We start from the raw sequence: 7,769 nt of genomic DNA, 5'->3' as shown, positions 1-7,769 counted from the left end.
GGTGGTGGAACGCGGAGCCTGAGGATGTCAAAAATCCATTGTGGGAGCGGGCTTGCTCGCGAAGGCGGTGGGTCAAACAACATCTACGTTGACTGACCCACCGCCTTCGCGAGCAAGTCGAATCGTCGCACCGCCGCTCCCACAGGGGGATTGAGTTGTGTGGGGGATGGGGTCAGGCGCTGGCGACCATGGTGTGCCGGCGATGGTGAACGTCGAGTTGATCCTTGATCACCCGCAGCACCTTGGCCTCGTGCTCATGAATAAAGAAGTGACCGCCGGCCAGCATGTCCACGGAAAAACTGCCGTGTGTTTCCTTGCTCCAGCCGATCAACTGCTCGGTGGTGGCGCGGTCGGCCTTGCCGCCGAGCACGTGCACCGGGCACTTGAGCAAGGGACGCTGCTGCGGTTCGAAGCGCCCGCACAGCAGGAAGTCCGCACGGAGGACCGGCAGCGTCAGGCTCATAAGCTCTTCGTTGGCCAGCACTTCTTCACTGGTGCCATTGAGGGTGCGCAGTTGATCGATCAACTCGGCATCGGTCCTGGGCTCAGCGAAACCGCGATCGTAGTCAGCCCGCATCGTCGGCGCGGCCGTGCCCGAGGCAAACAGCGCCACCGGCTCCGGGCAGCCGAGCGAGCGAAACGCATGGGCCATTTCACAGGCCAGCAAGGCGCCAAGGCTATGACCGAACAATGCGTACGGTGCCTTGAGCGTGGCTCTTTGTTCCTGCGCGAGTTGCAGCGCCAGGCGCCGCATGTCGGTGTGCAACGGCTCGCCATACCGCGCGCCACGGCCCGGCAGTTCCACCGGTTGCAGCTTGAGCCACTCCGGCAGCTTGCGCCGCCAGCGGCTGTAGACCATGGCGCTCGCGCCTGAATAGGGCAGGCACAGCAATGTCAGCTGGGTCACCGGGCTTACCTCGAAAAGTTGTCTGTTTAGAGAACGGATGAGCGCCGCAGGGAATTAGTCGTGCCGATACCCCTGTAGGAGTGAGACCGGCTTGCCGGCGATAGCGGTGTGTCAGTCAACTTGATGGTGACTGTTACATCGCTATCGCCGGCAAGCCGGTCTCACTCCTACAGGGGTTCTTTATTTCAAGTGGCGATAGCTTTGGACTGCGGAACCGAGGACCACGGCGCCAGCCGCAATCGCCACCCAAAACCCGCTGCGCGCGCCAAATGCATCGATCAGCCAACCCGAACTCGCCGCACCTATCGCCACGCCAATGCTCAACCCGGTCACCAGCCACGTCAGGCCTTCAGTCAGTTTGGCCGGCGGCACGATGCGTTCCACCAACGCCATCGCCACAATCAGCGTCGGCGCAAAAAACAGCCCCGCGACAAACACCGCCAGCGACAGCCCCAGAATGTTCGTCGCCAGCAGCAACGGCAGCGTGGTCACCGCCGTCGCCACCCCGCCATACAGGAACAATCGAGGCAGCGGCACTTTTGAGCGCAACGCCCCGAACGCCAATCCCGCCATGCATGAACCGATGGCATACACCGACAACACAATGCTCGCCGCCGCCGGCTGGCCCTGCTGCTGGGCGAACGCAACGCTGACCACGTCCACCACGCCAACGATGGTGCCCATGGCGACCATCAACAGCATCAGCAATTGAATGTCGAGCGAACGAATGATCGAGCCTTGATGGTGTTCTTCATGAGGATGAATCGCCGGCTCGGTGTCGCGCTGTAACACAAACGCCGTCACCCCGATCGCCAGCATCAGCAAGGCCGCCAACGGCCCGGCTTCGGGGAACGCCACCACGCACAGTCCCACCGACAGCGGCGGCCCGACAATAAAGCAGACTTCGTCCAGCACCGACTCCAGCGCGTAAGCGGTTTGCAGTTCCGGCTGGCCTCGATACACCTCGGTCCAACGCGCCCGGACCATCGCCGACATGCTCGGCATGCAACCGGCCAGCGCGGCGAACACAAATAACGTCCACTGCGGCGCCTGCAAGCGGGTGCAAAGCAACACCAGCAACAACGCCCCGCCGCCGACCAACGCCGAGATCGGTAGAACCCGGCCCTGGCCATAGCGATCCACCAGCCGCGAGACTTGCGGTGCGCAAAACGCCGTGGCCAAGGCAAACGTCGCCGCCACCGCACCGGCCAGACCGTAGCCGCCTTGCAGTTGCGAGAGCATGGTGATCAGGCCGATGCCCGTCATGGAAATCGGCATGCGCGCGATCATGCCGGCCAGCACAAAAGCGCTGCTGCCTGGGGCTTTGAATAGGTCGCGGTAGGGGTTGGCCATGGGTTGCGGGTCTCGATCAGGGCAAGCAAGTTGCCATAAGGCAGACCGAGGGGAAAGCGGCTAATTGTTGGTTGAATGTGAAGCCCCCTTCGCGAGCAGGTCGAATCGTCCCCGCACAAAACACGGAAACGGACAGGTGACGAAACTTTCATGGTTTGCCCTGAACTCTCGCCAGCCCCCGCCAGTCAGCTGATTAAGCCCTCAACTCAAGGCGCCAGCGCTGATGCAGATTTCCCTCGACCAACAAGTCGCCCTCATCACCGGTGCCAGTTCCGGCATCGGCGCAGGCGCCGCCAAGGCTTTGGCCGCCGCCGGTGCCGCAGTGGTGATCAACTACAATTCCCAGCCCGCTCCCGCCGAGGCACTGGCCCGGCAGATCAATGCGGAAGGTGGTCGGGCCATCGCCATCGGGGCCGACGTCTCTCAGGAAGCGGACGTCGACCGGCTATTCGCACAAACTGTAGAGGCTTTTGGTTCGCTGGACATTCTGGTCGCCAACTCAGGCATGCAGAAAGACGCCAATGCGGTGGACATGAGCCTCGCCGACTGGAACCAGGTGATCGGCGTCAACCTCACCGGCCAGTTCCTCTGCGCCCGTGCCGCCCTGCGGATTTTTAATCAGCAAGGTGTTCGTGAGGGCGTGTCCCGGGCCGCCGGCAAAATCATCCACATGAGTTCGGTGCACCAGCGGATTCCCTGGGCCGGTCACGTCAATTACGCCGCGTCCAAGGGCGGCGTGGACATGCTGATGCAAACCCTCGCCCAGGAAGTCAGCCACCAGCGCATCCGCATCAACGGCATCGCGCCGGGGGCGATTCGTACGGCGATCAACCGCGATGCCACCTCGGGCGACCACCTGCAGGACCTGCTCAAGCTCATTCCCTATGGCCGGGTCGGTGAAGTCGAGGACGTCGCCAACGCGGTGGTCTTCCTCGCCTCCGATGCCTCCGACTACATCGTCGGCACTACCCTGTTCGTCGACGGCGGCATGAGCCTCTATCCGGAGTTTCGCGGCAATGGCTGATCATCATCACGAACGACAAAGCGCCATCGATGCCCATGGCATCATCGGCGACATGCGCAGCGCGGCACTGGTCAACGACAAGGGCAGCGTGGACTTTTTCTGCTGGCCGGAATTCGACAGCCCGTCGATCTTCTGTTCGCTGCTGGACACGCCCGAGGCCGGTATTTTTCAACTGTCGCCGGACTTGCCTGATGCGCGTCGTGAACAGATTTACCTGCCCGGCACCAACGTGCTGCAAACCCGCTGGCTCAGCGACCGCGCCGTGGTTGAAGTAACCGACCTGCTGCCCATCGGCGACAGCGAAGATGATCTGCCGGTGCTGATGCGCCGGGTTCGGGTGGTCAGCGGCCAGGCAACGTTTCACATGCGTTGTGCAGTGCGGCATGACTACGCTCGCGCCAAAACCCGCGCGCGCATGGATGAAAAAGACGTGGCTTTCGAGGCCCACGACCAGCCTTCTCTGCGCCTGTCTTCTGACCAGGTTTTGAGCCTTGACGGCAGCGCGGCAGTGGCCGAATTCACCCTTAAACAAGGTGAGAGCGCCGAATTCCTCCTCGGCGGCATCGATGACCCGCGTTTCAAGGAAGGCGCCGCCGGGCTGTGCCTGGAACGCACGTTGAAGTTCTGGCGCGACTGGAGCGGCCAATCCAATTACCGTGGTCGCTGGCGGGAAATGGTCAATCGTTCGGCCCTGGCCCTGAAGCTGCTGACCTCGCGCAAACATGGCGCGATCCTCGCCGCGGCCACGTTCGGCCTCCCGGAAACACCTGGCGGCGAACGCAACTGGGACTACCGCTACACCTGGATCCGCGACGCCTCGTTCACCGTCTACGCCTTCATGCGCCTGGGTTTCGTGCAGGAGGCCAACGATTACATGGGCTGGCTGCGCGGGCGGGTCAGCGATTGTCACGGCAAACCGATGAAACTCAACATTCTTTATGCCATCGACGGCCGCCAGGAACTGCCCGAAACCGAACTCTCGCACCTGTCCGGCCACGGCGGCGCGACGCCGGTACGCATCGGCAATCAGGCGTACGATCAGGTCCAGCTCGACATCTTCGGCGAGCTGATGGACGCGGTGTACCTGGTCAACAAGTACGGCGACGCCATCTCTCATGAGGGCTGGAAACACGCGGTGGAAGTCGTGGATCAAGTCTGTGAAACCTGGCAGCAAAAGGACGTGGGCATCTGGGAAATGCGCGGCGAACAGCATCACTTCCTGCACTCGCGACTGATGTGCTGGGTCGCGCTGGATCGGGCTATTCGCCTCGCTTCCAAACGCTCCCTGCCCGCCCCGTTCGCTCGTTGGGACCAGACCCGTCAAGCGATCTACGCCGACATCTGGGAGAACTTCTGGAACGAAGAACGCGGGCACTTCGTCCAGCACATCGGCGGCACGGCGCTGGATGGTTCGATGCTGCTGATGCCGCTGGTGCGCTTCGTCAGCGCCAAAGACCCGCGCTGGCTCTCGACCCTCGAAGCCATCCAGAAAACCCTGGTGCGCGACGGCATGGTCTACCGCTACCGCAACGAAGACAGCCAGATCGACGGCCTTGACGGCACCGAAGGCGCCTTTGCCGCGTGTTCATTCTGGTACGTCGAATGCCTGGCCCGGGCGGGTCAGGTGGAAAAGGCCCATCTGGAGTTCGAACAGTTGCTGAGGTACGCCAACCCGCTGGGGTTGTACGCCGAAGAATTCGACAGCCATGCACGGCATCTGGGCAACACCCCGCAAGCGCTGACTCACCTGGCGCTGATCAGTGCGGCGAGTTTTCTGGATCGGAAATTGAGCGGGGAGAAGAGTTACTGGCAGCCTTGAGACCGCGTCGCCCCCTTCGCGGCCATGAGCCTTCACACAAAACCAACCGAATGCCACTGTCCGCCAAAACGTGTCAGAAACGTCGCTTTTCACGACGCAGCTTGTAGGAACAATGCTAATCCGCGAAGAACTTAAACATCGTCTATCTGACAAAACACACCTCGCCACAAGCGTGAATAGGCCTAACGCCGACAAATCTAAACAGAACCTGCTGTTTACCCAAGCAACACCGGGTTCCTACACCCGGAAATACCTTGTTGCCAGCCGTTACATCCACCCCTAACATCCACGCTCAACGGGTGCAGCGGAGCTGCCCAATAAAACCCGATTTCAAGGAACCAGAATGAGCCAGCGTATCCACCGCCACATCGACTCACCACTGCGTTCAGGCCTGAACCGTAATGAATTGTGGGAAGCCCAGGACAAGGGCCTGATCAAATGCTGGGAAATCGGCCGCCAACGCGCCGCCCGCTTCCCCGAACTCGCCCGACGCAGCCTTGCCGGCGAACTCCCCGTATTGGGCTGGAAAGGTGGTGTCAGCCGCAGCCTGAAGAAACTCGAAAAATACGGATCCCTCAAATACCTCGCCCAATGGCAAGGCTTGCGTGGAGAGGATCTGGATGTTGATCTGGATGAAGAGCGGGCCCTGACGTGTTCGCGGACCAGGATGGTGGTGACGTTTACGCCGGATCGGTCGAAGTATTTCAATCAGGTGGCGGAAGTGGAAGCCTGAGACCGCCGATTTGCATCCGTTTCAAAAACACACCGCTGGGAGTGTCCGATGAACAATGAAACGTTGATCCAATACACCAAGACCCCAGGCTTGACGGTCGCCTACGAAGAACACGGTCCAACCTCCGGCGACCCGGTCATCCTCCTCCACGGCTTCCCCTACTCCCCACGTGCCTACGACGAAATCGCTCCGGCCCTCGCCTCTCAGGGCTACCGCGTTATCGTCCCGTACCTGCGCGGCTACGGTGCGACCCGTTTCAACAGCCCCGATACCCTGCGCTCCGGCCAGCAAGCCGCCCTAGCCCAGGATCTGCTGGATTTGATTGACGCGCTCGCCATCCCGCAAGCCGCCCTCTGCGGCTACGATTGGGGTGGTCGGGCGGCGTGCATCGTGGCGGCGCTTTGGCCGGAGCGGGTTCGTTGCCTGGTGACTGGCGACGGCTACAACCTTCAGGACATTCCCCTCTCCACTCGGCCGCGGGACCCGGAAACCGAGCATCGCCTCTGGTATCAGTATTACTTTCACACCCCGCGCGGGGTCGAAGGACTGACGAAAAATCGCCAGGATTTGTGCGAATTACTCTGGAAGCTGTGGTCACCGACCTGGGCCAATGGCCCTGAGCGCTACCCGCTGAGTTCGCCGGCCTTCGACAATCCGGATTTCGTCGATGTGGTGATTCACTCCTACCGTCACCGATTCATGTATACGCCCGGCGATCCCGCGCTGGAGTGGATGGAAGAAGCGCTGACCCGACAGCCACCGATCAGCGTGCCGACGATTTCCCTATGTGGGGCCGACGATGGTGTCGGACCGGCAGAGGAGATAGACGAGGACATCGAGCATTTCACCGGAGTTTATGAGCGCCGAGTGCTGGCAGGCGTCGGTCATAACATTCCCGAAGAAGCGCCCGAAGCCACACTCAAGGCGTTACTGGATCTGCTTCAGCGCTGACAGAAAATCGCTCGCGATACGCTTGTGGCGTCACGCCCATGGCCCGCAGAAAATTGCGTCGAAGCGTCTCTTCACTGCCGAACCCGCACTGCACCGCCACCCGTTTGATCGGCAGCCCGGTATCACTGAGCAAGCGTCGCGCCGTCTCGACCCGGATCAGTTCAATGGCCCGGGCCGGGGTCTGGCCGGTGTCGGCGCGGTAATGGCGAACGAAGCTGCGCTCGCTCATGCCGGCCTGCAAGGCGAGGGTCGGAATGCCAAGGTCCATGGTGAGATGTTCGCTGATCCAGGCGTGAAGGTCATCGAACCGGCTGCCTTCCTTTTGCAAAGACAAGGTCACGCTGAACTGCGACTGACCGCCCGGGCGTTTGAGGAACACCACCAGTTGCCGGGCGACTTCCAGGGCCATCTTGCGCCCGAGGTCCTCTTCGACCATCGCCAGCGAAAGGTCGATGCCGGCCGTGACGCCGGCCGAGGTCCAGACCGGACCGTCGTTGATAAAGATCGGATTGGGCTCGACCCGCAATCGGGGATGTTGCTGCGCCAATTGCTCGCAACGGGTCCAGTGAGTCACCACCCGCCGACCATCGAGCCAACCACTGGCCGCCAGTAAAAATGCCCCGGTGCACACCGATGCCACCCGCCGACATGCCGTCGCATGCTCACGCACCCAGGCCACCAGCGGCTGGTCTTGCGCCGCCGCGTAAACACCCCAGCCACCGGCAATGATCAAGGTGTCGCTGCCTTGTTCCGGCAACGGTTCGGCCAACAGCGCCAGCCCCGCCGACGACATCACCGCCCCGCCACCGCCGGCAATCACCGTCGGCGCATAGGGCGGCGGTAAACCTTGTTGGCGGGCGATGTCGTTGGCCGAGGCGAACACCTGCAACGGCCCGGTGACGTCGAGCAATTGCACGTTGGCGAACGCGAGCACATGGATGGTTTTAGACATTTGGCGTAATTCGTGGGGTGATTGGCGTAT

At 61.8% G+C, this 7,769-nt stretch carries 7 protein-coding genes; 4 read left to right on the top strand and 3 right to left on the bottom strand.

Features of this window, described 5'->3' with window-relative positions; genetic code table 11:
• Window positions 1-172: 172 nt before the first annotated feature.
• Entirely contained in the window at window positions 173-907 is a 735-nt protein-coding gene (locus tag EYC95_RS07765; RefSeq protein WP_131059830.1) for a thioesterase II family protein, read from the bottom strand.
• Between the two features lie 180 nt (window positions 908-1,087).
• Window positions 1,088-2,260, bottom strand: coding sequence for an MFS transporter (locus EYC95_RS07760; protein WP_131059829.1), 1,173 nt, complete (start codon window positions 2,258-2,260; stop codon window positions 1,088-1,090).
• A 223-nt stretch (window positions 2,261-2,483) separates the two neighbouring features.
• On the opposite strand from EYC95_RS07760, the gene EYC95_RS07755 reads away from it, so the two are divergent.
• From EYC95_RS07755 to EYC95_RS07740, 4 genes are all read left to right on the top strand, one after another.
• Window positions 2,484-3,284, top strand: a complete 801-nt coding sequence (locus tag EYC95_RS07755) for a glucose 1-dehydrogenase (protein WP_131059828.1) — start codon at window positions 2,484-2,486, stop codon at window positions 3,282-3,284.
• The gene (locus tag EYC95_RS07750) at window positions 3,277-5,103 is read left to right on the top strand and encodes a glycoside hydrolase family 15 protein (protein ID WP_131059827.1); all 1,827 of its coding nucleotides are present in this window, start codon (window positions 3,277-3,279) and stop codon (window positions 5,101-5,103) included. The genes EYC95_RS07755 and EYC95_RS07750 overlap by 8 nt, the downstream gene beginning before the upstream one ends.
• Before the next feature lie 343 nt (window positions 5,104-5,446).
• Complete coding sequence (locus EYC95_RS07745; protein WP_131059826.1) at window positions 5,447-5,836, top strand: hypothetical protein; 390 nt, start codon at window positions 5,447-5,449, stop codon at window positions 5,834-5,836.
• Between the two features lie 48 nt (window positions 5,837-5,884).
• Complete coding sequence (locus EYC95_RS07740) at window positions 5,885-6,787, top strand: alpha/beta fold hydrolase (RefSeq protein ID WP_131059825.1); 903 nt, start codon at window positions 5,885-5,887, stop codon at window positions 6,785-6,787.
• Here the strand turns inward: EYC95_RS07740 and EYC95_RS07735 are convergent.
• Window positions 6,756-7,739, bottom strand: coding sequence for a GlxA family transcriptional regulator (locus EYC95_RS07735; protein WP_131059824.1), 984 nt, complete (start codon window positions 7,737-7,739; stop codon window positions 6,756-6,758). The genes EYC95_RS07740 and EYC95_RS07735 overlap by 32 nt on opposite strands.
• Between the last annotated feature and the right edge of the window lie 30 nt (window positions 7,740-7,769).

This window comes from Pseudomonas sp. BGI-2, from assembly GCF_004310295.1.
Taxonomy (GTDB): domain Bacteria; phylum Pseudomonadota; class Gammaproteobacteria; order Pseudomonadales; family Pseudomonadaceae; genus Aquipseudomonas.
This window is presented reverse-complemented; position numbering and strand designations above follow the sequence as displayed.

Bases quoted from the DNA above. Each gene is read 5' to 3' on its own strand.
- EYC95_RS07760 (WP_131059829.1), bottom strand. From the start codon at position 2,260: ATGGCCAACCCCTACCGCGACCTATTCAAAGCCCCAGGCAGCAGCGCT.
- EYC95_RS07745 (WP_131059826.1), top strand. From the start codon at position 5,447: ATGAGCCAGCGTATCCACCGCCACATCGACTCACCACTGCGTTCAGGC.
- EYC95_RS07740 (WP_131059825.1), top strand. From the start codon at position 5,885: ATGAACAATGAAACGTTGATCCAATACACCAAGACCCCAGGCTTGACG.
- EYC95_RS07755 (WP_131059828.1), top strand. From the start codon at position 2,484: ATGCAGATTTCCCTCGACCAACAAGTCGCCCTCATCACCGGTGCCAGT.
- EYC95_RS07750 (WP_131059827.1), top strand. From the start codon at position 3,277: ATGGCTGATCATCATCACGAACGACAAAGCGCCATCGATGCCCATGGC.
- EYC95_RS07735 (WP_131059824.1), bottom strand. From the start codon at position 7,739: ATGTCTAAAACCATCCATGTGCTCGCGTTCGCCAACGTGCAATTGCTC.